At 36.6% G+C, this 23,876-nt stretch carries 22 protein-coding genes; 12 read left to right on the top strand and 10 right to left on the bottom strand.

What is annotated here, in order from left to right; genetic code table 11:
* The first annotated feature begins 216 nt into the window (after positions 1 to 216).
* The 5 genes from SOI85_RS06110 (at position 217) to SOI85_RS06130 (ending at position 8,575) form a co-directional block, all read left to right on the top strand.
* Positions 217 to 3,375, top strand: coding sequence for a DEAD/DEAH box helicase (locus SOI85_RS06110; protein ID WP_320663527.1), 3,159 nt, complete (start codon positions 217 to 219; stop codon positions 3,373 to 3,375).
* A 3-nt stretch (positions 3,376 to 3,378) separates the two neighbouring features.
* Complete coding sequence (locus SOI85_RS06115; RefSeq protein WP_320663528.1) at positions 3,379 to 4,269, top strand: hypothetical protein; 891 nt, start codon at positions 3,379 to 3,381, stop codon at positions 4,267 to 4,269.
* A gap of 167 nt (positions 4,270 to 4,436) precedes the next feature.
* Positions 4,437 to 6,194, top strand: a complete 1,758-nt coding sequence (locus SOI85_RS06120) for a diflavin flavoprotein (protein ID WP_320663529.1) — start codon at positions 4,437 to 4,439, stop codon at positions 6,192 to 6,194.
* Complete coding sequence (locus SOI85_RS06125; RefSeq protein WP_320663530.1) at positions 6,194 to 8,002, top strand: diflavin flavoprotein; 1,809 nt, start codon at positions 6,194 to 6,196, stop codon at positions 8,000 to 8,002. Before SOI85_RS06120 ends, SOI85_RS06125 begins: the two co-directional genes overlap by 1 nt.
* 48 nt (positions 8,003 to 8,050) lie before the next feature.
* Positions 8,051 to 8,575: an NAD(P)H-dependent oxidoreductase gene (locus SOI85_RS06130; RefSeq protein ID WP_320663531.1), complete on the top strand. Its 525-nt coding sequence runs from the start codon at positions 8,051 to 8,053 to the stop codon at positions 8,573 to 8,575.
* A 103-nt stretch (positions 8,576 to 8,678) separates the two neighbouring features.
* Here SOI85_RS06130 and mrdA read toward each other — a convergent pair whose 3' ends face one another.
* The 6 genes from mrdA to cbiD form a co-directional block, all read right to left on the bottom strand.
* Positions 8,679 to 10,496 (bottom strand): penicillin-binding protein 2, encoded by a 1,818-nt coding sequence (gene mrdA, locus SOI85_RS06135; RefSeq protein ID WP_320663532.1) that lies wholly within the window; start codon positions 10,494 to 10,496, stop codon positions 8,679 to 8,681.
* A 7-nt stretch (positions 10,497 to 10,503) separates the two neighbouring features.
* Positions 10,504 to 10,905 carry a hypothetical protein gene (locus SOI85_RS06140; RefSeq protein ID WP_320663533.1) on the bottom strand — a complete coding sequence of 134 codons (402 nt, stop codon included), beginning with the start codon at positions 10,903 to 10,905 and terminating at the stop codon, positions 10,504 to 10,506.
* A gap of 14 nt (positions 10,906 to 10,919) precedes the next feature.
* Positions 10,920 to 11,531 (bottom strand): hypothetical protein, encoded by a 612-nt coding sequence (locus SOI85_RS06145; protein WP_320663534.1) that lies wholly within the window; start codon positions 11,529 to 11,531, stop codon positions 10,920 to 10,922.
* 466 nt (positions 11,532 to 11,997) lie between these two features.
* Positions 11,998 to 12,192: a hypothetical protein gene (locus SOI85_RS06150; protein ID WP_320663535.1), complete on the bottom strand. Its 195-nt coding sequence runs from the start codon at positions 12,190 to 12,192 to the stop codon at positions 11,998 to 12,000.
* 186 nt (positions 12,193 to 12,378) lie between these two features.
* Positions 12,379 to 13,965 carry a glutamine-hydrolyzing GMP synthase gene (guaA, locus tag SOI85_RS06155; protein WP_320663536.1) on the bottom strand — a complete coding sequence of 529 codons (1,587 nt, stop codon included), beginning with the start codon at positions 13,963 to 13,965 and terminating at the stop codon, positions 12,379 to 12,381.
* 52 nt (positions 13,966 to 14,017) lie between these two features.
* Entirely contained in the window at positions 14,018 to 15,187 is a 1,170-nt protein-coding gene (gene cbiD, locus SOI85_RS06160) for a cobalt-precorrin-5B (C(1))-methyltransferase CbiD (RefSeq protein WP_320665141.1), read from the bottom strand.
* A 55-nt stretch (positions 15,188 to 15,242) separates the two neighbouring features.
* Between cbiD and SOI85_RS06165 the strand changes: the two genes are divergently transcribed.
* A complete protein-coding gene (locus SOI85_RS06165) occupies positions 15,243 to 16,385 on the top strand; it encodes an alanine--glyoxylate aminotransferase family protein (RefSeq protein WP_320663537.1) in 1,143 nt (380 codons plus the stop codon).
* A gap of 91 nt (positions 16,386 to 16,476) precedes the next feature.
* Here SOI85_RS06165 and SOI85_RS06170 read toward each other — a convergent pair whose 3' ends face one another.
* Positions 16,477 to 16,899, bottom strand: a complete 423-nt coding sequence (locus SOI85_RS06170; RefSeq protein WP_320663538.1) for a hypothetical protein — start codon at positions 16,897 to 16,899, stop codon at positions 16,477 to 16,479.
* 549 nt (positions 16,900 to 17,448) lie between these two features.
* On the opposite strand from SOI85_RS06170, the gene SOI85_RS06175 reads away from it, so the two are divergent.
* Together SOI85_RS06175 and SOI85_RS06180 are read left to right on the top strand one after the other, a co-directional pair.
* A complete protein-coding gene (locus SOI85_RS06175) occupies positions 17,449 to 17,862 on the top strand; it encodes a DUF6554 family protein (RefSeq protein ID WP_320663539.1) in 414 nt (137 codons plus the stop codon).
* 176 nt (positions 17,863 to 18,038) lie between these two features.
* Positions 18,039 to 18,440: an HNH endonuclease signature motif containing protein gene (locus tag SOI85_RS06180; RefSeq protein WP_320663540.1), complete on the top strand. Its 402-nt coding sequence runs from the start codon at positions 18,039 to 18,041 to the stop codon at positions 18,438 to 18,440.
* A 5-nt stretch (positions 18,441 to 18,445) separates the two neighbouring features.
* Here the strand turns inward: SOI85_RS06180 and SOI85_RS06185 are convergent, their stop codons facing one another.
* On the bottom strand, positions 18,446 to 18,664 hold the full coding sequence (locus SOI85_RS06185) for a hypothetical protein (RefSeq protein WP_320663541.1): 219 nt from the start codon (positions 18,662 to 18,664) through the stop codon (positions 18,446 to 18,448).
* A gap of 30 nt (positions 18,665 to 18,694) precedes the next feature.
* Between SOI85_RS06185 and SOI85_RS06190 the strand changes: the two genes are divergently transcribed.
* Positions 18,695 to 19,600, top strand: a complete 906-nt coding sequence (locus SOI85_RS06190) for an SDR family oxidoreductase (protein WP_320663542.1) — start codon at positions 18,695 to 18,697, stop codon at positions 19,598 to 19,600.
* A gap of 55 nt (positions 19,601 to 19,655) precedes the next feature.
* Complete coding sequence (pdxA, locus tag SOI85_RS06195) at positions 19,656 to 20,681, top strand: 4-hydroxythreonine-4-phosphate dehydrogenase PdxA (RefSeq protein WP_320663543.1); 1,026 nt, start codon at positions 19,656 to 19,658, stop codon at positions 20,679 to 20,681.
* Here pdxA and accB read toward each other — a convergent pair.
* The gene (gene accB, locus SOI85_RS06200) at positions 20,668 to 21,174 is read right to left on the bottom strand and encodes an acetyl-CoA carboxylase biotin carboxyl carrier protein (RefSeq protein ID WP_320663544.1); all 507 of its coding nucleotides are present in this window, start codon (positions 21,172 to 21,174) and stop codon (positions 20,668 to 20,670) included. The genes pdxA and accB overlap by 14 nt on opposite strands.
* Entirely contained in the window at positions 21,171 to 21,734 is a 564-nt protein-coding gene (gene efp / locus SOI85_RS06205; RefSeq protein WP_320663545.1) for an elongation factor P, read from the bottom strand. The genes accB and efp overlap by 4 nt, the downstream gene beginning before the upstream one ends.
* Before the next feature lie 63 nt (positions 21,735 to 21,797).
* Here efp and SOI85_RS06210 point away from each other — a divergent pair, with 63 nt between their 5' ends.
* Entirely contained in the window at positions 21,798 to 22,874 is a 1,077-nt protein-coding gene (locus SOI85_RS06210) for a peptidylprolyl isomerase (RefSeq protein WP_320663546.1), read from the top strand.
* A gap of 11 nt (positions 22,875 to 22,885) precedes the next feature.
* The gene (thiL, locus tag SOI85_RS06215; RefSeq protein WP_320663547.1) at positions 22,886 to 23,866 is read left to right on the top strand and encodes a thiamine-phosphate kinase; all 981 of its coding nucleotides are present in this window, start codon (positions 22,886 to 22,888) and stop codon (positions 23,864 to 23,866) included.
* Positions 23,867 to 23,876 lie beyond the last annotated feature (10 nt).

The following is a 23,876-nucleotide window of genomic DNA, read 5'->3' on the forward strand; positions in this document are numbered from 1 at the left end:
AGTTCAATAAGGAAATATATGAAGAGCGTAGAGTAGTGTTCTGATGGATCTTCTCAAGAAAAATAGTAAAAACAACTTCCTCTTAGATAAAATAGATGACGAGATAACCTCTAACCTGTCATCATTACTAAAGAACACGTTTTATTATGTTGGATATTCAACGACTCAAGCAGAAATCTTTTTTAAACCTCTAAATATCATGAGTGCGTTGCAGCAATGACATTACTGCACGCCACATGGCTTCCAGCTATACGAACGCGAACAAGTTCTGGACGTCCTGCAATGTTGGTATGGGCTGATAATTGGTGTGTTGCTTCTCCGACTGGGCCAGATATCACTCCAGCTGAAAATCCTTTTTCTCTCCGTCATAAAGAATTACGCAATTGGCTAAAAGAAATAAATTTACTCCCAAATGGAATTATTGACGCAAGTGCTTGCTTAACTCTTCCTACTAAATCTATAAAAGGTAAAACTGATTTAATTTGGCAAGGTCTTCCATTACAAGCCGACGAACCTATTCCTCAAGATTGCGAATGGTGGCCATGGCAAGTAGAAGGACTGGCAATAGAGCCAGCTGCTACTGTTGAATGGTTGTCAAAAATTCCCCTTTCCGGACACCATCAAGCTTTAGGAGATGAAATTCGTTGGTGGAGTCACTTGCAACGGTGGTCTTTAAGTTTAATTGCACGCGGAAGATGGCTACCTCAAGTAGAGCTAAGTAAAGGAGAAGGTTATCCTCATCGGGCACGCTGGGTACCTATATTAAATCAAGAAGATGATAGACATAAACTAGAAGAACTTGCATTGAGACTACCTCTTGTAGCCACCTGTGCTCTGCCATGGAGAGAACCCACTGGGAAAAGAAACAACAGAACGACAAGATTACGTACCGAAGCAATGAGGGAAGCAAATCCAATTGCTTCTTGTCGACCAAGAAGTGGTCGATTAAGAGTAGCAACACTCCTTCAAGATTTAGTTGATGCACAATTACGTAAACAATTTACGACTAAAACGGAGGGACTAGATGGACTATTAACAGCATGGCAATTAGCACTATCTTCAGATACAGGAATTCTGAATTTGAATGAAGAAGAGATTGAGCGACTTGCTAAAGCAAGTAATCATTGGAGAGAAGGTATTAGTGGCAATGTTGCACCAGCTAGAGCATGCTTACAACTGAGTAGTCCCGAGCAAGGAAAAGATGCATGGAAATTACGTTTCTCATTGCAAGCAGAAGTAGATCCAACATTGATTATTCCTGCAACAAGTGCATGGAATGCTGGTTCTGAAGGTGTCCAGCTTGGGGAAATACAAGTCAATCAACCTAGCGAAATACTCTTAGAAGGGTTAGGTAGAGCTCTTTCTATATTTGAACCAATTAAACGCGGATTAGAAAATGCTGTACCAGAATCTATGGATTTATCAGCATCAGAAGCTTTTATATTAGTAAGAACAGCAGCTTCTCTCCTACGAGATGTTGGCGTCGGAGTAGAGCTACCTCCTAGTTTGTCTGGTGGACTAGCAAGCAGACTTGGTATAGCGATTAGGGCTGAGATACCTAAAAAATCTACTGGTTTCTCTTTAGGCGAAAACCTCCAATGGAGTTGGGATCTAATGATAGGAGGAAATTATTTAACACTAAAAGAGTTAGAAACTCTTATGAAAAAAAATATTCCATTAGTAAAACACAAAGGGGTCTGGATTGAATTGCGACCGAATGATATGAGAAACGCAGAAACATTTATGAGTTGCTCTCAAGAAATGAGTCTTGATGATGCTTTAAGGCTTACATCAACTGAAGGAAATACATTCAGAAAATTACCTGTGCATCAATTCGAAGCAGGACCCAGACTTCAAAATGTTTTAGAGCAATATCATCAAAAAAAAGCTCCAGAAGCTTTACCCGCACCTGAAGGCTTTCAAGGACAATTAAGACCATATCAAGAGCGTGGATTGGGGTGGCTCGCTTTTCTTTATCGTTTTGATCAAGGTGCTTGCTTGGCAGATGATATGGGCCTAGGAAAAACTATACAACTACTAGCTTTCTTCCAATATTTAAAAGTGGAAAAGAAACTCAAAAAACCAATATTATTAATAGCTCCTACATCTGTACTGACAAATTGGGAAAGAGAAGCAAAAGTTTTTACACCCGATATCCTAGTCTTGGAACATTATGGTCCAAAAAGATCTTCAACGATCAAATCATTAAATAAAAATCTTATCGGTATAGATCTAGTACTTACTAGTTATGGACTTATGCAGAGAGACAATGAACTTCTGGAACAAATAGATTGGCAAGGAGTAGTCATAGATGAAGCACAAGCTATAAAAAATTCAAGTAGTAAACAAAGCTATGCTACAAGAAGTATTGCTAATCAAGTTAAAAAAAATAGATTTAAGATCGCGCTAACTGGAACACCTGTTGAAAATAGAATTAGCGAACTATGGTCGTTAATGAACTTTTTAAATCCTACTGTCCTAGGCGAGGAAAATTTTTTCCATCAAAGGTATCGACTACCAATTGAACAATATGGAGATGTATCCTCTCTCAAAGATCTTAAAGCAAGAGTAAGTCCCTTCATTCTGAGACGATTAAAAACTGATAAATCTATAATATCTGACCTTCCTGAAAAAGTTGAATTAACTGAATGGGTCAGTCTGAGTGGTGAGCAAAAACAGCTTTATAATAAAACAGTAGAGAAGAGTATTCTTGAAGTAGCAACGGCACCAATAGGGAAACGCCATGGCAAAATTCTAGGATTATTAACTAGATTAAAACAAATTTGCAATCACCCTGCATTAGCCTTGAAGGAAGAAAAGATAACAAGTGATTTTCTGCATCGATCTATAAAGCTACAACGCTTACAAGAAATTCTAGAAGAGGTAATTCAATCCAGTGACAGAGCTTTGCTTTTTACGCAATTTGCAGAATGGGGAAAACTACTAAAAATTTATCTAGAAAAAGAATGGAACTGTGAAGTCCCTTTCCTCTATGGTGGAACCAGTAAAAACGAGCGGCAAGCAATGATTGACCGCTTTCAAGAAGATCCACGGGGTCCACAACTCTTTATCCTCTCTTTAAAAGCAGGAGGGTTGGGACTGAATCTGACACGCGCAAATCATGTTTTCCATATTGATAGATGGTGGAATCCGGCCATCGAGAACCAAGCGACAGACAGAGTTTATAGAATAGGACAAGAAAATCGTGTGATGGTTCATAAATTTATTACTAGTAATTCAGTAGAAGAAAAAATTGACAAACTAATTCAATCTAAATCACGTCTTGCGCAAGAAGTTATTGGATCAGGAGAGGATTGGCTAGGTAGCCTTAATATTAATGAATTAAAAAAAATCGTGGAACTTGGAGAAAACTAAATAATGACTATTGAACATAGAGATATTATGACAGCTATTGGAAATGAAGGTTTAGGCAATCAACCTTGGTGGGTAGAACAATGGATGGAGTTAATTAATTCATATCGCTTTAAAAAAAGACTTGAACGCGCATGGACTTATGCAAGAGAAGGTAATGTTACTTCAATCCGATTTGAAGGTAGACGTGTTCATGCACGTGTACAAGGAACAGGGGAAGAGCCTTATAAAGTCAAATTATGGCTTGATACTCTTAGCGACGAAGATTGGATATATGTATTAGAAGCATTGGCCCAAAAAGCCCGTTGGTCGGCACAATTACTTGCCGGAATTATGCCTGAAGATATAGAGAGAGCGTTTGCAGCAAGTGGTAAAAGACTATTTCCTTTTAAATTACAAGAAATTCGGAGTGAATGTAATTGTCCTGATAAAGCTAATCCTTGTAAACATATAAGTGCAATATATTTCTTGATGGGCGAGAGGTTTCGCGAAGATCCATTTGTCTTATTTCAACTACGTGGTAGAAGTCGAGCAACTTTATTACTCAACTTAGCCGATCAACGCAAGCAAGCCTTGGATCATAATCTCCCTCAAAAATTAGAAAAAGCCAAGTCAAATGATCAAGCAAGCGAATTACTAGAGAAAGCATCTATGCAAAACCCAGCCATTCAGGATCCAAGTTTATGGTGGAAATACGAAGGGGAGCTAGACCCTGATCTAGTAGTTATCACTCCTGCATTAGAAGAAGAAACTGGACTATCAGCTGCAGGGGAATTACCTTTAGCAGAAGAACCAAACTATCCAGGATCGCGTCAAAAGTTCCTGGATCACCTTCAAGAGCAAAGACAAGTGTTTGCTAACCAAGCGATGATCCAAGCAATGAATACAAAAGTCTAAATAAAACAAAATACGAACATATGCAAATAATTGAAGCAAGATTCAAAGCATCCACTTTTTGATGCGCTTTGCTATAAACTAAACAATATTCACATAGGTATTTATAGCCATGAATACCAAGTTTTTTAATCTAAAGACCGCTTAAGCCAAACTTCGTCTCTGAAGCAATGACCAGCAGTATTTCAAAACCAAAAAGACATAAAGGGCTGTCGATTCAAGTCAAGGCTATAGCTGAAGATACTTCAACAATAAGGTCACTGGATTGGGATCGTAATAGATTCGATATTGAATTTGGATTAAGGAATGGAACTACTTACAATAGTTTTCTAATTCAAGGAGAAAGAACTGCACTTATAGATACAAGTCATGAAAAATTCCAAAACACTTGGTTTGAACTACTAAAGGAAACGATTAACCCGCAAAAAATTGATTTTCTCATCGTCAGTCATACTGAGCCAGATCATTCAGGACTCATCGGTGAGCTGTTAGAAATTAATCCAAATATTGAAATAGTCGCATCAAAAGTAGCAATAAAGTTTTTAAACGATCAAGTCCATCGACCATTCCGTTCAATAGAAGTTAAAACTGGAGAAAAACTAGATTTAGGTATTAATCCGACAAGTGGAGTACATCATCATTTTGAATTTATAAGTGCGCCTAATTTACATTGGCCAGATACGATCTTTTCTTTTGATCAAGGTACTTCTGTACTATATACATGCGATGCATTTGGGCTTCATTATTGCTCGGAAGAACTATTTGATAGTCAGCCTGAACTAATCAATGAAGATTTCAGATTTTATTATGAATGCTTAATGGGTCCAAATGCTCGAAGCGTTATTCAAGCACTCAAGAAATTAGATAAGCTTCCCAAATTACAAATGATCGCGGTAGGGCACGGGCCACTCCTAAAATATAATCTCAATCTTTGGCTTGAAAATTACAAAAACTGGAGCAGCAAGCGCAGTAGTGGAGAGAACTACGCAGCCATTTGCTATATAAGTCAATATGGCTACTGTGATCGTCTAAGTCAGGCTCTTGCACATGGAATAGGAAAAGCTGAAGCTCAAGTACAACTAGTTGATCTTCAAGCATCTGACCCACAAGAACTGAGTGCTCTTATCAATGAAGCCAATGCAGTAATAGTACCAACTTGGCCAAATAGGCCTGATAATGACTTGCAAAGTTCGCTTGGAACGTTATTTGCCTCACTTAAGCAAAAGCAATGGGTAGGTGTTTACGACTCCTTTGGTGGGGATGACGAACCTGTTGATGTAATTGTCAGCAATCTAAAAGCACTTGGACAAAAAGAAGCCTTCACTCCACTCCGTGTCAGAAGGACCCCAGATAGTAATACTTATCAAAGATTTGAAGAGGCTGGTACTGATTTAGGACAATTACTAAATCGTAAAAAAAATATTGAGACTATAAAAAATATTGACGGCGGGCTATCAAAAGCAATGGGTCGCTTAAGTGGAGGGTTATATATCGTAACGGCAAGTCAAGGGGAAGGTATTAGTAAGCGTAGTAGTGCAATGGTTGCAAGCTGGGTAAGTCAAGCTAGCTTTAATCCTCCAGGTTTGACAGTTGCAGTAGCGAAAGATCGTGCAATTGAAACTTTAATGCAAGTCGGGGATAACTTCGTTATAAATATTCTGCAAGAAGATAATTATCTTCACTTATTTCGTCATTTCTTGAAAAGATTTCCACCTGGAACTGATAGATTTCAAGGAGTAGAGATACTTGAGTTAGCCAAAGGTGGGCCTGTTTTTTCAGATGCACTAGCATATCTAGGGTGTAACGTCCAACAAAGACTAGAGACTCCAGACCATTGGATAATTTATGCAATTATAAAAGAAGGTAATGTAGCCAATGCAGAGTCTAAAACAGCTGTACATCATCGACGAGTAGGAAGTAACTATTAATGTCTATATCAGTTGTTAAGCGAGAAGTAATTTTTCTACCTATAGAAAATAATTTTCTATGCATTAGAGGACTGAGTCCTAAAAAATTGCGCTTTGAAATTGAATACGGTCTAGAGAGAGGGAGTACAGCTAATTCATTCCTCATAACTCCAAATAAAATAACAGAACCTGCTGTTCTTATTCATCCACCTGGTGCAACTTATGCTGAGATTTTTATAAAAAATTTAAAGAATGTTATTGACACTAAAACCCAACCAATACAAATAATTATTGGTCATATTAATCCGAATAGAGTTGGATTATTAAAAGAAATTACACATCAATATTCTAACGTAACTTTAATTCTATCAAGCCCAGGAACAAAACTTTTAAAAGAACTTTGGTTCCAAAAACATCCTTCTAATGAAAAAAACAATGACACAGAATCAATAATGCCATTGCCCAAGATTCAAACAATTGTCAATGAAGAAATACTTCGTATAAATAACAACTACGAATTGGAGTTAATCCCTACACCTACGGCTCGTTGGCCTGGAGGACTAATGGTCCTGGAGAAAAATTTAGGTCTTCTAATGAGTGACAAATTTTTTGGAGCTCATATATGTACTCGGGATTGGGAAGAAACAACTCCACTAAGTACAGAAGAAGATCGCAGGTATTACTACAATTGCTTAATGGCCCCAATGAGCACACAAGTCAATGCAATAGTTGAAAGACTTGAAGAACTTGAAATTCAAGCTATTGCGCCTAGTCATGGACCTGCAATAGAAGGAAGCTGGAGAAGTTTGCTAAAAGATTATCAAAGATGGGGCGAAATCGAAAAAAGAACAAATATTAAAGTATTGATGTTATTTGCGAGCGCATATGGAAATACTGCATCGATGGCTGATGCACTTTCCCGAGGAGTAAGTCGTACCGGAATCAAGATCGAAAGTATCAATTGTGAGTTTGTTAGTACAAGTCAATTGATTGAAGCAATTCAAAAAGCAGATGGATACTTAATCGGATCACCGACAATTGGAGGTCATGCACCAACTCCGATTGTCTCTGCATTGGGAAGTCTTCTTAGTGAAGGTGATAGATCTAACCCTATAGGGATTTTTGGTAGCTATGGATGGAGTGGAGAAGCAATTGATTTACTTGAAAATAAATTACATAATGGTGGGTTTAAGTTAGGTTTTGAACCAATCAAAATCAAATTCAAACCAGATCCTTTAATGATTAAAACCATTGAAGAAACAGGAACACTCTTTGGAAGAAATCTTTTAAAAATCAAGCAGCGCCAGCAAAGAAAAACTAGAGGAAGCTTAAATGCTGCTAAAAGTGATCCTTCAATGCTGGCATTAGGACGTATTGTTGGATCATTATGTATCCTCACGACAGAGAAAGGCGATGATACAAAATCAATTACAGGTGCAATGGTTGCCAGTTGGGTAAGTCAGGCTAGTTTTAGTCCACTTGGATTAACAGTTGCGGTCGCAAAAGATCGTGCAATTGAAAGTCTTCTATATAAAGGAGATAAGTTCACGCTAAATATTTTAGGAGTAAAAAACCACCAGGAGATACTTAGACAGTTTCTTCAATCTTTTAAGCCAGGTGAAAATAGACTAGAAGGAATTTCGATTAAAAAAAGCCCAGGAGGTCAGCCTATCCTTCCCGACGCTTTAGCATGGCTAGAGGGTTGCGTAAAAGATCGGATGGAATGTGGAGATCATTGGCTAATATATTCAGAAATTAACTTTGGCAACGTGCTAGATCAGAATGGAACAACAGCTGTACATCACCGACGAACCGGAGCAAATTACTAATATTTTAATTAAATTAAAATATTAGACCCCCATCGCTATAACTATCAAATGGATACAACACAAGATCTCTTAATCATTTCTGCAAGCAATGGAGAGAATTTAAAACTGGCTACTAGATTTCTCCAAAGAGCAGAAAAGCAAGAAATAGGAGTAGAGTTAATAGACTTAACTGAATTATCTCTTCCGCTATTTAATCCAAGAACTCACGCACAAGATGCCATTACTGCTGAAATAGATGTATTAAGTAAAAAATTACGCTCTGCTCCAAGATGGGTTATTTGTGCTCCAGAGTATAACGGTTCAATACCTCCTGTATTGACAAGTGTTATTGCATGGCTTTCGACAGAAAGTGATGATTTCAGAAGTCTATTCAATGGAAGACCTATTGCTCTAGCAAGCTTCTCAGGAGGTGGATGTATGGAATTACTACTTTCAATGAGAATACAATTCACGCATTTAGGAGCCCAAGTCGTAGGAAGACAGCTGGCCAGTAATAGCCAGAAGCAAGCTAGTGAAGAATCAATCGACGATTTATTAAAACGTATTATGCAAATGAAACCCTTAAAATTATAAAAACAAAACCTAATTAGGTTGAGATGTCAAATATGTTACCTACTTTTAAGAGCTTGAATGTATCCATAAAATTATTGTTCTGACAGTCAATAACAAAATCTTTTCAATCACTATCGCTAGAACGTATTAATTGCCATATTTCCAGCATCTGTCTTGCCATTGGCAATGCATGTACCGAGCCACCTCCAGGGGTGTTTTGTGCAAATGCAACCACTACTATTTCACTTTCTTCATAAGGAGCAAAGCAAGCAAACCAAGCATGATCCAATCCTCCACTACTATCTTCCGCAGTCCCTGTCTTCCCAGCAACAGGTGGTAAGTTTGGTAAATTATAATTTATCTGCATCCCTGTACCTCTTCTAACTACTTGCCTTAAACCATTACGAATAGTATTGATAGTAGAAGGTTTTATGTCTACTTTTTTCCTGTATGGTGTCGACGTCCAATCAATTTCTCTATCCACAAAGTGAGGGGTGATTAAAAAGCCACCATTAGCAAAAACTGCATATGCTCTAGCAAGTTGTAATGGAGTTACTTGAACAACAGATTGTCCTATAGAAGCACTAGCAATATCTTCTGGAATCCAAGGTGTTTGACCAGCTTTACCCCAACCTCTTCCTGAATTTGCCCAAATTTCATTACCAACTAATCCCTTGCTTTCTTCAGATTTAAGTTCTATTCCAGTCAACTGATCAAAACCTAGTTTTATTGCTGCTTCATATAAAGCCCTTGATCCAGTGCCTACACCTACTTGATAAAAAAATGTGTTACTCGAGACCCTAAATGCATCTGCATAGCCAATTCTTCCAAATCCTTTTTTATTATGTTCGGGGAAACAATGGCCTCCATATTTTATACATGGAGCCGTCTCAAGTTTAGTCTTTGGAGGAAACTTTCCACTTTCCATTCCTGCCATTCCAGTTACTACCTTCCAGGTACTTCCAGGGTCATATGCATTGAGAGCCCTACTTAAAAATGGTAAAGAGTTTCCTAAAAACAAATCATCGTATTCTTTTTTATTAGTCTTTGATTGAGTAAAAAATTCTGGAGAAAATGTAGGTTTACTAGCCATAGCTAAAATTGCACCTGTTCTTGGGTCCAAGGCAACAATTGCACCAGCTGACTTATCCTTCAAAGCGCTTTCTGCCGCTTGTTGAAGTCTCAAATCAATCGTTAAGGATAAATCTTTACCTGATTTAGGAGCTCTAAAGCCTAAACTTTTTTGCACAATTCCCAGTGAATCTACTTCCAATAATTCTCCACCCCATTGTCCTCTTAAATGACTTTCATAAGCAGCTTCTAAGCCAGTTCTTCCAATTCGATCGTTGATGGAATAACCTTCTTTAGATAGTGCATTATATTCATTATCTGTAATGAATTGAGTGTAACCAAAAGAATGAGCAGCTAATGAACCAAAAGGATAGCTCCTGACAAATTCTCGATAAATTTGAGCTCCTTGTAATTGTTGCTCTTGCTCCTTAAATCTCAAGATCATTTCATCTGAAATGTCTCGAGATAAAATCACTCTTAAAGATTGTTTTTTTAATCCTTCATTAAACGCTAAATCCATTTTCTGTTGAGAAAGTCCTAAGTATTGAGAAAGCTTATTTCTTAATATGGGCCACCTCTCTCGATTAATCGAAAGAGGTTGAATAGAAATAGAGTATAATAATTTATTTTTTACTAGCACCTCTCCATTTCTATCAATGAAACGGCCACGAATAGGAGGTGTATAAACTAAACGAATGCGATTCTCATCTGATAATTCTTTATAATAATTTCCTTTTAAAACTTGTAGCCAAAGTAATCTTGAAATAATAATAAAAAAACAGAGTACAACAAAAGAAAATAAAACTGTTGGCTGATTAATTAACCTTAATTTCTTTTCCTTAAATGAGCTATTAGTGTTTATACTTTTCATTTAAGAACTAATTTTCTACAGAAGATTCAGTAATAGACTTTTCATCTGTATCCGATTGCAAATATCCATTTAAAATATTTAATCGATGTTCAATATTATTTAAAATATGAAGCAAAGGCTTCATATTTTCGTTGTCTTCTATTTCAACTTCCTCTTCATTGACCTCAATATTTACAGACATAATAGGATTTCCTAAACCTGGTTTAATTTTATCCAATTGCTCTCTAATAGATTTAGCTAAAGGTTCTCCTTCTTCTCGTAAATCTTGTAATGGTTGAGTGGATTCCGTCAAAGTATCCAAAACACTCCGGGGTCCTTTAATCTTGACACGATCAAAAATTGCAATGCCTACAGGAAGTAAATCCTGCATTAAAGTAAGGCGAAGGCGTTCAAGGGGTTCTTCAGCCATTTCAAGCCATAAATCTATTTAATAATAGTTTGATCAGTAGAGTTAAAGAATGGGGAACAAGTGTTATTTGAAATCCCCATTGACCATCCGGTAAAACATGAGATTACAATAATTGCAAAAAATGGAACAAACGCTTGATGTGTAGCTTCTAAAGACAACCATTCTCTCCAAGACCTAATGAAGCGCTCCCTAGCAAATCTTTGTTTCTCTCTATTAGCTTGATTAGATCGACGTCGGAAAGTTTTTTCTATCCATCGTTCAAAGGCCAACTTTTTTGTAACTGCCATTTTACGCTCAATCTCTAATAACTGACCAGCACTTAGTTCAGGGTGATATGTGCTAATAAGATCTAATGTCTTTAAAAACATTTCCACAGCACCATCTTTAATTGAAAGTTCTTCTTCGTCTAAATAGTTCCAATCTATTTCTGGATAAAAGCGACATCGATTCAAAGCAATTTGTTCTTCAGTTAATTGTCCAGGCTCCCTAAGCCATCTGTCTGTATTGCTATCAAAACGACGCCAATATAAAAATGGATTTATATAAATAACTTTACCTGCAAGATTTATACTGTCTTTCTGCAAGCGTTGATTGAGCTGCAAATCAGTTTCTTGAGCTACTGTCAATTTTAACTAAGCTATTAAACTAGATTATCTTTAATTTAATCAAGAAACCAGTCTTGATTGATGTAATCTGATTTTCGTCTTTATTCAAGTTCGTATGTGCTAGAGATTAATTCAGAAAGAATCTTGTATATGCCAATTCAGTAACTTAACCACTACATATTGAGCCTTCTAATTTCCTCTAATAAGTTTTATTTGTGAGGAGTTAAGATCCTTCGCAGTGGAAACAAGGAAACACTTGCGACGGATCATAAAAAAGACCTGCTAGAAAGCAGGTCTTTTTTATGATTATTAAGCCTAATAACGAATTTTATTTACGGGGTCAATAATAAAGAGAATCATTTGAAAAACGAGGTTAGGAAGTAATGAAAGTTTTTTAAGCAGCAAAACAGTCATTCACTATTGCACATTAAAACTTTGATTCACTTTAGTCATCTTGTTTCTCCCAAAAAAGATACAAGTCAGAAAATTATTCTCTCGTATTAACAATAGCGGTACTCTTGGAAAGTAATTTCCATCCCAATGAATTGCTTTTGTTGATTATTTGTCCAATTCCAGTTTCTTCTCTAAAAGTATTGACATTCTCGACGGCGTAGTAAATATCAAGATCTTTTTTAATTTTTGCCATAACGCAAACTATGTAGTCCTTGTTATTCCCACTCAATAGTTCCTACCATATATGGGGCGTAAAAACGCAGTGAGTGACTTGGTTTCTTAAATGTAATATAGCATGGGGAACATACGGGGAACAGAGCAGTTGAAACCCCTTATCACTCCGTCACTTCATTCCCACGGGGAACTCACGGGGAACATTCATTTTCAATCTATAACTACGTTTTAGTAGTCGATACTATTCCCACTCAATAGTTCCAGGTGGTTTACTTGTTATATCTAAAACAACTCTATTAACTCCTTCGACTTCATTAACTATTCGATTAGAGATGATCTCTAATGTTTCGTAAGGCACGCGCGACCAATCTGCAGTCATTCCATCTTCACTTGATACACAACGTACGACAATCGGCCAAGCATAAGTTCGCTGATCTCCCATAACTCCTACAGAACGAACAGGAAGTAACACGGCAAATGCTTGCCAAATATCATGATATAAACCTGCTTTAGCAATTTCTTCTCTAACGATTAAATCTGCATCTCGCAAACAATTTAATTTTTCAGCGCTCACCTCACCCAGAATTCTGATTGCTAATCCTGGCCCAGGGAAGGGATGTCTACGCACGATTTCATCAGGTAGCCCTAGAGATTTACCAACTTTTCGAACCTCATCTTTAAATAATCGCCTCAATGGTTCCACTAACTTGAATTGAAGATCCTTAGGTAAACCTCCCACATTATGATGGCTTTTAATTTTGACTGCTATACGTTCTCCAGTTTTAGGATCAATATTTGTTCCTGAACTTTCAATTACATCAGGATAGAGAGTGCCTTGAGCTAGATAGTCAAAAGGTCCTAAACGAACACTTTCTTCTTCAAAAACTCTAATGAATTCAGTGCCAATAATCTTTCTCTTTTCTTCAGGATCAATAACTCCTTTTAACTTAGAAATAAACCTTTCGCGTGCATTGATATATTCAACATGTATATCAAACTTTTGATCAAAAAATTCCATTAAAAACTCTGGCTCACCTTTTCTCATAAAACCTTGATCAATAAACATACAAGTCAATTGGTCTCCTATTGCTTTGTTTAGTAAAAAAGCAAGTGTTGATGAATCAACACCACCAGACAATGCAAGTAGTACTTTTTTTTCTCCTACTTGGTTTCTAACCTGTGCAATAGCTTCATCAATAAAAGTGTTAGTGGTCCAATCAGGTTCACAATTACAAATGTTGTATACAAAGTTTCTTAGTAATGACATTCCGTGTATTGAATGCACAACCTCTGGATGAAACTGGACGCCGTAACGTTGATGTTTATGAGAACCAATTGCAGCAATTGCAGTATTTGAAGTATGAGCTAAAGAAACAAAATCTGGGGGTAAGTCTTTTACGGAATCACCATGACTCATCCACATCGTTGAACCATCAAAAACATTGGTCAAAAGAGCAGTGGGATCATCTACATATAATTCAGCTTTGCCATATTCAGCCATGCCACTTGCTACCTGAACTTTTCCTCCTAGTTGATGAACCATTAACTGCATTCCATAGCAAACGCCAAGAACAGGGATATTCAAGTTCCATATATTGGGATCACATACTGGTGCACCCTCTTCATATACAGATTTTGGGCCCCCACTAAGTATTATTCCTTGAGGATTAATTTCTTGTATCTCTTCTATAGAAGTGTTATAACTCATCACTAAAGAATAAACCTCTGTCTCTCGAACACGTCTCGCAATTAATTCTGAATATTGTGAACCAAAGTCAAGAATTACAATTGCGGGATTTCGCTTTGTATCAGCCAAAGAAACAGACATATATCAAAGGAACTAAGATCTCTTTAAATACCAGATTAGATACACATTAAATCTAAGTCCTTAGAGATTGCCCTAAACTTCCAAGTTGCTTAAGACCATGAGGTCCAAACCACCTCAATTTTCGATGGCGATCAAATAAAACAGCTCCGATTTCCATTGAAGAATGAACATATCTACCTAAATACTTAGAACTCCTAAATTCTATTTCTCGAGCTATTCTTAGCCATAAACTCTTTGCAATATCAGAATGCTCTTTATCTAGAAGCAGAAAAGCCTGTTCTATAGTTTTCATTTTACTCAGTGACTCTATTAAATACTGAGGTATACCCTCTTGAACAGCTAGATAAGTAAGGATTTCTAAACGACTGTCAGCCAAATGATGATGCGTATGAAATATACCTCCAGCCAACTTAATTAATTTGCCATGATAACCAAATAAAAGAAGTTTTTTTACCCCCGAATTAGCAGCCGCAACTATTGAAGGGCCAATCCAATTTCCTGTTTTGATAATTGATGTTTGGTCAAATCCAACCTTGGTGGCTAGCTCAAAACCATTTTCACCAATAACAAAAATTAAATCTCCTGAGAAATTACAATCATCACATCTTGTTCGTAAATCATCAATGATTTTTTTCAATTGATCTGGAGAAGCACTGGTTTGGACTTGAGCCTGTGTCCCAATCAAAGCAAGACCTTCTACTACTCCAAAAGCACTATTACTTGTTCTCTCAGCTAATTCCTTGCCTTGTGGGAAAACAATTTCTAAGTTCAAAGAAAATCCTTTAGGAACCAAATCTCGAATATTCAAATTCAGCAATTCATAAGTAAAGGTTGAAATTGACGGTTTGCCTGTAGAAATATGTCTACCAAAGCCAAAACCAGGAACCAAGTTTAACCAAGAATTAATCTCATCAGAATTTTTTCTGCTCTTTAACAATTCATGATTTTTCTGAAATTGGACCAGAGCCCATATCTCCATACCTCTAGTAATATCTAGCACTTCTCCAGGGTCAGAATAGTTAATTGCTAAAGCTTTATTTCCATGATCAATCAAAGAGGTTGATTGAACTGGTATTGATATTTTTTCTTGAGTATTAGGTAGTCTAATCAGTTGATCAGGTTCAAAATCATTCCCCAACAAAACTTGGGTAGCCGCTTTAGCAGCTGCTACAACCCAAACAGGGAGAGTAAATCCTTTCTCAACTGTAGAAAAATGATTAATAACTGAAAAAACTCCAAAATACTTTTTAGTATGTTTAATTTTGGACCTCGAGACTATGCAGGACAAATTAACCCTGATGATCCCGGGCCCTACTCCTGTGCCAGAGAGAGTACTAAAAGCATTGTCTCAGCACCCAATAGGACATCGTAGCCCTGAATTTCAAGGTATTACCAAAAGGACTAATGAGTTACTTAAATGGTTACATCAAACAAGTCAGGATGTCTTGACAATTGCTGGTAGTGGAACAGCTGCAATGGAGGCAGCAATCATTAATACCCTTAGTAAAGGAGATAAAGTTATTTGCGGGGAAAATGGAAAGTTTGGAGAACGTTGGGTCAAAGTCGCACAATCTTTTGGATTGGAAGTAGAAGTTATAAAAGCTGAATGGGGGAATCCTTTAGATCCTGAACAATTTAGAAAAGCACTTGAAGCAGATGCAGAAATAAGAGCAGTAATTGTCACCCACTCAGAAACATCAACGGGTGTAATAAATGATTTGAAATCAATTTCGAATCACGTACAAAAACATAAAAATGCATTAATTATTGCGGACTGTGTAACTAGTCTTGGGGCATGCAATGTACCCATGGATGAATGGGGAATAGACGTTATAGCTTCAGGATCGCAAAAAGGATACATGATGCCTCCGGGTTTGAGTTTTGTAGCCATGAGCGAAAAGGCATGGGAAGCAAATAAAAGATCTAATTTGCCAAAATTTTACTTAGATCTAAGTTCTTATCAAAAAACAATTTCAAAAGACAGCACACCTTTCACACCATCAGTAAATCTATATTTTGCTTTAGAAGCTTCACTAACCATGATGCAGGAAGAAGGACTAGAAGTTATTTTTAAAAGACATGAACGTCATAAAAAAGCTACTCAAGCTGGGATCAAAGGTATGGGTTTAAATCTATTTGCAGCAGAAGGGCATGGAAGTCCATCTATAACTGCAGTGGCACCACAAGACATTGATGCAGAGAAGATCAGAAAAATTGTTAAAACTAAATTCGACATATTGCTTGCTGGCGGACAAGATCACCTAAAAGGAAAAGTTTTCAGAATAGGACACCTTGGATTTGTAAATGATAGAGACATAATTACAGCAATAGCAGCTATTGAAAGTTCTCTGGAAAGTCTAAACTTGTTAAAAAAACCTATAGGTAGCGGTATAGCAGCAGCCTCCAAGGAGCTTAATTAACTTATAAAGTCAAAATATAAATTAAATATTTGAGTTGATTTAATGTAAATAATAGACATCAAGAAATTAATATTAGTTAGGGCTCTTCAGTTTATGCTGCAATGCTTTCATCTTTTTCTTCTTCCCAATTTTGCTCAGAATCATTTTCAACAGTAGGTGATTCTAAAATCTCTATTTGTTCAGAATCTGCATGATCAACATTTAACAACTTGTTTTCATTTGACTGTAATTCACCCTCACTTAATGACTGCTCTGCGAACTCAAGAATTGGAGAAGGTTCTTGTTCTTCCTCGTAAGACCCTTTCAGCAAGTCTTGGCAAACCTTTATTTGTTGATCTATACCGTCTAACATTTGAATCTCATTTACAGGCAATTCAGATTGAGATTGATCTAATTGCAATTCTATTGCCTCAAAACGCTGTTCCAACTTGATCAATCTTTGCGATAAAGCAGTAATTGTTTGTGCCAAATCTTCCGTAGTGCGAGTAATTCTGAAAGAACAATTAGAATCCATTAAAAAATCAAGAACTTACACTGATGACAACACATAGATGAAGAATGCTCAAGTGTTAGTTAAATCCCTGACAAAAACTTGTATACAAAAATAACTTATGTGCTAAAAGGACTTCGAGAGCAACCTTAAAAATTGTTATAGGTACTCTTTTCAAATCTATTATTGGATTTAATTATAGACCTAAGCCTTGATTGAATGTATCTGGAAAAGCCATATGTTTAAGCGAATACAAATTACAAGAGCAATCTCATAAGTTAAAATTATAAGTGTGTGAGCTTGAATTTAAGAATTGATAAAACTTTGTTCCTCTCAGCTTTATTAGAGGCCTAATAAGCAATTATAGTAAAAGCTATGGGTACTCAAGCATAAGAATTTTACGCTATGATTGCAAGGTTCTAATGCATAAACATAAAATCAGAAGTCATCTCATACGCTTCGCTAAAGCAGTTCAATTAAAATTACAAGTTTTTCACGATTTAATAAAAAAATAAAATACTAGCAAAATCTCTATATATAGATACTATATGGCTACATGAGTACTAGACCACAATGCGTAAAATTTTTAATCTCTCTTGTCTATCATTATCAATAATTCTTGGTAGTTTAAGCGCTTTGAATAACAAAGCATATGCAAGCGTAACAACAGGATCAGATATTTATTGCACTATGCGCCAAGGAGGCAATAATCATGAAAAAAGTTGGATAGCTGCATACACTAATATAAAAAAACAAAGGTCAGGTTTTTTTAAAACATCACCAAAACAAGCTGCAAATATGATTGTAGAACAAGTTGTTGCTGATACAGAAAAATACGAAGAATGTATCCCTTTTCTAGGAGATTTGTACACAAGTAAGGTCACACCAAAGCCGAAAGATAGTATGGAAAGTATGACAACAGATCCCGAGATTTTAGAATACTCTCCCTCAAAAGGAGAGTATAAAAATGATCGATACAGTTATTAGGATGAGTTTAAAATTAGCTATATTAATATGAATAGAAATGAATCAATAAAGTTATCTCTATATATGAACCTCAGGTCAAGAATAATCTTTGAAAATAATAAAATCGGAAGATATAAGTAAAAAAATATTGACTTGTTCATTAAGCAAGGCAAAATTAAATTAATTAAGCGACTCATATGCAAAACAGGGACGCAGTTTTCCTAGAAGATTTCTGTCCTAAACTACGTGATCGACAATGGAGAAAATCACTTCATACCTTTACTGGAAAAAGTTGTATTTATTGTGGGAAGAATTCAGAATCAATAGACCATATTCTTCCAAAAAGCAAAGGGGGGTTAAGCAATACAGAGAATTGCGTACCGGCTTGCCTCTCCTGCAATGGTGACAAGTCTGATATGGAAGCATTCGAATGGTATAGAAAACAACAGTTTTACGATCCAAGAAGGGCAATGGCGATAAGAGCTTGGACAGAAGGGGATATAAGATTGGCATTACGTTTGCTGCAATGGACAGAACCTCAAAATTCAAACAAAGCATCAAACAGATCCAACCAAGATCTGACTCTCCAAGTCGCTTGAGATTGCTACCAAACGCTGCAGGCTGATGGAGAATTATACTTTTCACAAATTGAAGCCAATTGTTCTGGGCTATCAGGAACGGAACAAATAGCAACAAGAATGAAAATAGAAGGAACAAAAAAAATGATCCTTAATGAATCGCCAATTGTGTTTCTTAAGCACGCTTTCTCATCACTAACAACAGTCGACCTGGCTACTTGAATCCTTAAACAAGAATCAACCATCACCAACATGCAAGTAATACATTTGTACCAATGCTAGAAGCAGTTGTCAACAGATTTCCTAAATTGCCTGCAGGAACAAAGATTCTTGTTTTCGGGGGAGGCTTTAGCGGGCAACACTTTGCAAAATTAGGACGCAGGCTTGGGGCGGAAGTACTTTGCAGTCGTCGTACAAAAGACAAAATTGGTACTGATTTTGTTTTCGACAGCACTAAAGCTGAATTACTTTCAGATCATGTCCTAAGTGGTACAACACATATACTTAGCTGCATTCCTCCAGACGAAAATGGACAAGATCCTGTACTTAATTCTCTAAAAGGATTTTTGCAACAACTTCCTTTGAAATGGGTCGGCTATCTATCAACAACTGGCGTATATGGTGATTCAAAAGGTGAATGGGTCGACGAATCAACTACTCCTTACCCCAATCAACTTAGAAGCAAAAGAAGATTAGAGTGTGAGCAACAGTGGCAAAAATCTGGATTACCTGCACAAATCCTGCGCTTACCAGGAATTTATGGTCCTGGGAGGTCGGCCTTTGAAAGTATTATTCAAGGGAAGTGCAGACTTATTAATAAACCTGGGCAAATATTTTCTAGAATACATATAGATGATATTGCAGGGGCTGCTATACATTTATTACTCTTAGCAAATAAAGGAATTAAACCAGAAATTATAAATATTTCAGACAACTTACCAAGTACAAATATTGATGTATTGAATTTTGCCGCAAAATTAATTAATTATTCATTACCGCCTGAAGAAGAATTTGAATTTGCATCAGCAACAATGAGTCCTATGGCTCTTTCATTCTGGAAAGAAAACCGAAGAGTTTCTAATAAACTACTTTGTAAGGGCCTTAATTACTCTTTAGTTCATCCTGACTACAGATCAGGCCTTAAAGAATGTTTATTAACTTTAAACAATGATGTGAAATAACTTGTAAATATTCCTTAAATTTATTTATTAAAAGCTTTCCTTAAAGTAAAACAATATGAAATCTAAACTTCCTATTATAATCTCAACTGGAGATCCTGCTGGAATTGGAATAGAGATAATACTAAAATCACTTTACTCATTAGAATCGTCAACACAAATAGATGTTGTATTAGTGGGGTGCAAGAAAAGTATTGAATTAGCTCATAGAAGACTTATTGATAAAAAGGAGAATGTAGTTACTGACCTATCGAAAATTGAAATAATAAATATTCCATTAAAAACAAAGATTGAATATGGCAAGCCTACTGAAATTACTGGAAATGCAAGTTTTAAGTATTTAAATCATGCAGCAAGTTTAGTCATGCAAAAAAAAGGAAGGGCATTAGTTACAGCACCCATAGCAAAGTTTGCCTGGCATAAAGCAGGGCATCTTTATGATGGTCAAACAGAACTTCTAGCAGAATTAACAAACACTAGAGATTATTCAATGCTTTTTACGGCTAAGTCTCCGGTTAATGGATGGAGGTTAAATACTTTATTAGCAACAACACATATACCAATAAAACAAGTTCCTGAAGATCTAAATACAGAAAAAATAATTTCTAAATTAGATAGTCTTTTAAACTTTTGTCAGAGATTTAAACATAGTCCAAAATTAGCAATCGCAGGTTTAAACCCCCATGCCGGGGAAGAAGGTCACATTGGCAACGAAGAAAAGAATTGGCTATCATTCGCAATTAATAAATGGCGAGACAATCACCCTGAAATAGTCCTGGATGGCCCACTCCCACCTGACACATGTTGGCTTTCTGCTGCCAAGTCATGGGAAGAAAATACTAATTCATTGGCACCAGATGGATTATTAGCGCTTTATCATGACCAAGGGTTAATAGCAGTCAAATTAATTGCTTTTGACTATGCCGTTAACACGACTTTAGGATTGCCATTTATTAGAACATCTCCTGATCATGGAACAGCTTTTGATATAGCTGGAAAAGGAGTTGCAAATCCTAATAGCATGTTAGAAGCAATTAAAACAGCATGGGAATTATCAAATAAACCTAATCCTAAACAGGCTTGACTCTCATCAAAACTTGGCCAAATTCAACTGGTGTGCCATTTTCAACCATGATTTCTATAATTTCTCCACCCACCTCAGATTCCAATTCATTCATCAATTTCATAGCTTCAAGAATGCAAACTGTCTGACCGACCGCAACACGAGTTCCAACTTCAACAAAAGGAGGATCATCTGGAGATGGTGCCCTATAAAAAGTTCCAACCATTGGTGCAGTAACTTCTAAGAGGTCTGTTCTGGAACCAGGAGAAGGGGGAGGGTCAATAGACGGGCTTAAGGTACTCCCTGGTTGAGTCTCTTGAGTTAATGGAGGAGCAACCTGTTGTTGTGGGGAGGTTGCAATTGTTGATTCAACTGTATTGAAAGAAGAAGTTGTGAGATTTCGCTTGATTTCCAAGCAAAAATCTTCTCCTTCTAATCGAAATTCATTGATATCACTATCAGCCAAAGTGGCTAATAAGCGATGCAATTCATCATGATCAAGTTGCATAGTCATTGGTTCTCACGACCTAAATAACTGTCATTACGAGTATCAACTCTTATCTTCTCACCAATTGAAATAAATAAAGGCACCATAACTTGAGCTCCTGTCTCAAGTATTGCAGGTTTTGTGCCTCCTGTAGCAGTATCACCCTTGACTCCTGGATCAGTTTCTTTGATTTCTAGAACAACAGAGTTCGGAAGTTCAACCTCTAAAGGCTTGTCATTCCAGGTGACTACATTAACTTCCATACCTTCTTTAAGGTATTTCCGACTGTCACCGATTTGTTCAGCAGTCAGTCTCGTCTCCTCATAACTTGACATATCCATAAAAACATAATCACCTGTCTCCATATAAGTATGTTGCAAAGTTGATTTCTCAAGAATTGCTTGAGGAATCATCTCTCCAGCTCTAAAAGTTTTTTCTACAACATTCCCCCCTTGTACTGACTTTAATTTTGTACGAACAAAGGCAGAGCCTTTTCCAGGCTTAACATGTAGAAATTCAACTACTCGCCAAACAGCACCATCTAATTCAATAGTGGTGCCAGTGCGGAAGTCGTTACTTGAAATCATTTCCGCAAAACTTACCTATGAATCATAAGACTGTGCCAAAGTCATGCAAAAGTTCACTTTGATATGGCAAAACAATTTTTTTTGTTTTTGTTGGCTATAGCTCTTATTCCAGGAGGGTTTTTCTTTAATAAGCAAGCAATAGCAAGCTTACCTCCAGGAAATCGTGTAAAAGATCCCTACGCAATTCTAAGAAATTCATTACCAATAGAACAAAAAGATCTCAGAGAAGTTCAAAATCAACTTGAAGAAACCAGTGATGCACTAAGAGGAAGTCGTTGGCCCACAATTAGTAAAGCAACCTCAAGAAGCAAATTTGTAATAAATAATAAAAAAAATCAAATCCTGCAATCCCTTCCTGAATCCAAAAAGAACAAAGGCGAAGCAATTCTCTCCTCGCTCAAAAATCACCTAGATGATTTAGCAGAAGAAGCTAGTGAAAAAGATAAATCAAGTTTTATTGAAAGTCGCAAACAAAGTCTTCAGGAGATTGGTGAATTGGAATCACTAATCGTAAAAGATGAATTCCCATATGAAATTCCGGCGAAATATGACAATCTTCCAAGGCTTCTTGGAAGAGCAAGCGTTGAAATTAATACAACCAAAGGAAACATGACTGCAATAATCGATGGATATAATGCGCCTTTGACTGCAGGATCATTCATAGACTTAGTTCAAAAAGGTTTTTACGACAAATTACCAATCAATAGAGCAGAAGAGTTTTTTGTTTTGCAAACAGGCGATCCTGAGGGTGATGCAATAGGTTACTTAGATCCAGAAACAAATAAAGATAGGCTTGTTCCTCTAGAAATAAGAATTCCTGGACAAAAAGAGACTATTTATGAAAATTCTTTTGAAGAACTTGGGCTTTATACCGAAAACCCTGTTCTTCCATTTGCAACATTAGGAACTCTAGGTTGGGCTCATTCGGACAAAAATCTAAATGATGGTTCATCTCAATTTTTCTTTTTTCTATATGAAGCAGAACTCAATCCTGCTGGAAGAAATCTGATTGATGGAAGATATTCAGCATTTGGTTATGTTGTAGAAGGAGAAGAAATACTTAGCAAACTAGAAATTAAGGATCGAATTAATTCCATAAAAGTTTTAAATGGATCAGAACGCTTTAAAAAACAAGCATAAGGAGTAAAAGATTGATTGAAACTATTGCAGAGCTTGGGGAAATAGAAGTTCTTAATCGACTAAAAGAATTTATGGATAATGGTCAAATAGATGACGACACAGCATTAATTAAAGAATCAAATAAAAAACTACTTATTAATACTGATTTACTCGTAGAAGATGTTCATTTCAGTTCGCAAACATCATCTCCAGAAGATATAGGTTGGAAAGCAATAACTACAAATCTTTCAGACCTTGCCGCAAGCGGAGCACATCAATTCCTTTACATAACAGTAGGTCTAGTTGCACCACCTTCAACTCAATGGAAATGGGTTGAAGGTGTTTATAAAGGAATGACAGTAGCGTTACAGAAATTTGGCGGGAAAATAATTGGAGGTGATTGCTCAAAAGGTGAACAAAAAATAATTTCAATTACGGCAATAGGAACATTAGGCATTCTTAGGCTTCATAGATCATTTGCTTTGCCTGGAGATTATCTTCTAACCAGTGGCCCACATGGTCTTAGCAAGCTTGGTCTTGAATTACTTACCTCAAAAGATGACAAAAAACTAGGAAAAGTTCAAAGCTCTTTAAAGATGCAAGCAATTAATGCACATCAAAGGCCTAATCCGCCCATCAAAGCCCTTAAAAAGCTTGAAGAATGCAAACCAATACATTTGCCTTGGAGAGCAGCTGGAACAGATAGTAGCGATGGATTAATAGAGGCTATCAAAGGTATATGCACAAGCAGCAGATGCCAAGCAATAATTGATCCATTATCGCTTCCCAGACCTTTTGAATGGCCTAAAGGTGATCAATGGGACAATTGGTGTCTTGCCGGAGGCGAAGATTACCAGTTGGTAGTAAGTCTTCCAGAAGAATGGGCAAATGCATGGTTAAAGACAATGCCTTCCGCTAAAAAAATAGGCAAAATCAGAAAAGGTAATCCTCAAGTTTATTGGGAAAACGGAAAAGCCATTAAGCTTTCATGTCAAGGCTTTAAGCACTATTAAATATAACTGT

It is taken from the genome of Prochlorococcus sp. MIT 1223 (genome assembly GCF_034092465.1).
Taxonomy (GTDB): Bacteria; Cyanobacteriota; Cyanobacteriia; order PCC-6307; family Cyanobiaceae; genus AG-402-N21.

What these genes read in the sequence shown, in the direction of transcription:
- guaA (WP_320663536.1), bottom strand. Translation starts at nt 13,965, where the DNA reads ATGTCTGTTTCTTTGGCTGATACAAAGCGAAATCCCGCAATTGTAATT.
- SOI85_RS06165 (WP_320663537.1), top strand. Translation starts at nt 15,243, where the DNA reads ATGCAGGACAAATTAACCCTGATGATCCCGGGCCCTACTCCTGTGCCA.
- SOI85_RS06130 (WP_320663531.1), top strand. Translation starts at nt 8,051, where the DNA reads ATGGATACAACACAAGATCTCTTAATCATTTCTGCAAGCAATGGAGAG.
- SOI85_RS06180 (WP_320663540.1), top strand. Translation starts at nt 18,039, where the DNA reads ATGCAAAACAGGGACGCAGTTTTCCTAGAAGATTTCTGTCCTAAACTA.
- SOI85_RS06210 (WP_320663546.1), top strand. Translation starts at nt 21,798, where the DNA reads ATGGCAAAACAATTTTTTTTGTTTTTGTTGGCTATAGCTCTTATTCCA.
- SOI85_RS06190 (WP_320663542.1), top strand. Translation starts at nt 18,695, where the DNA reads ATGCTAGAAGCAGTTGTCAACAGATTTCCTAAATTGCCTGCAGGAACA.
- efp (WP_320663545.1), bottom strand. Translation starts at nt 21,734, where the DNA reads ATGATTTCAAGTAACGACTTCCGCACTGGCACCACTATTGAATTAGAT.
- SOI85_RS06125 (WP_320663530.1), top strand. Translation starts at nt 6,194, where the DNA reads ATGTCTATATCAGTTGTTAAGCGAGAAGTAATTTTTCTACCTATAGAA.
- SOI85_RS06140 (WP_320663533.1), bottom strand. Translation starts at nt 10,905, where the DNA reads ATGGCTGAAGAACCCCTTGAACGCCTTCGCCTTACTTTAATGCAGGAT.
- accB (WP_320663544.1), bottom strand. Translation starts at nt 21,174, where the DNA reads ATGACTATGCAACTTGATCATGATGAATTGCATCGCTTATTAGCCACT.
- SOI85_RS06120 (WP_320663529.1), top strand. Translation starts at nt 4,437, where the DNA reads ATGACCAGCAGTATTTCAAAACCAAAAAGACATAAAGGGCTGTCGATT.
- SOI85_RS06175 (WP_320663539.1), top strand. Translation starts at nt 17,449, where the DNA reads ATGCGTAAAATTTTTAATCTCTCTTGTCTATCATTATCAATAATTCTT.
- SOI85_RS06185 (WP_320663541.1), bottom strand. Translation starts at nt 18,664, where the DNA reads ATGGTTGATTCTTGTTTAAGGATTCAAGTAGCCAGGTCGACTGTTGTT.
- SOI85_RS06110 (WP_320663527.1), top strand. Translation starts at nt 217, where the DNA reads ATGACATTACTGCACGCCACATGGCTTCCAGCTATACGAACGCGAACA.
- SOI85_RS06115 (WP_320663528.1), top strand. Translation starts at nt 3,379, where the DNA reads ATGACTATTGAACATAGAGATATTATGACAGCTATTGGAAATGAAGGT.
- mrdA (WP_320663532.1), bottom strand. Translation starts at nt 10,496, where the DNA reads ATGAAAAGTATAAACACTAATAGCTCATTTAAGGAAAAGAAATTAAGG.
- SOI85_RS06170 (WP_320663538.1), bottom strand. Translation starts at nt 16,899, where the DNA reads ATGGATTCTAATTGTTCTTTCAGAATTACTCGCACTACGGAAGATTTG.
- pdxA (WP_320663543.1), top strand. Translation starts at nt 19,656, where the DNA reads ATGAAATCTAAACTTCCTATTATAATCTCAACTGGAGATCCTGCTGGA.